Annotated in this window: 1 protein-coding gene; it reads right to left on the reverse strand. The window is 56.1% G+C overall.

Translation table 11 applies throughout. The features are described from left to right. Positions 1–253: amino acid kinase family protein (locus HBA93_RS22250; protein ID WP_502910180.1), on the reverse strand; the 253-nt coding region annotated here is incomplete at both ends.

Raw genomic sequence — 253 nt, forward strand, 5'->3', positions numbered from 1 at the left:
CCGTTGCCTGACGCTGCGAGAAGCTCTCGCACAGTTCCGGCATTGCAATTGCCGACAGCACAACCGCATCAACGCCCTGTTTGACCAGAGATGTGCGCAAAGCCAGTGAATTGATCACTGTCGCCAGCATTCCCATATGATCGCCGGTTACGCGGTCACCGCCCTTGGAGGCTACAGCTAAGCCGCGGAAAATATTACCGCCGCCAATCACTACACCGACTTCAACGCCAAGTGCACGCGCTTCAGCAATATC

The sequence above is a fragment of the Ochrobactrum sp. SFR4 genome (assembly GCF_019730395.1).
In the GTDB taxonomy this organism is placed as follows: Bacteria; Pseudomonadota; Alphaproteobacteria; order Rhizobiales; family Rhizobiaceae; genus Pseudochrobactrum.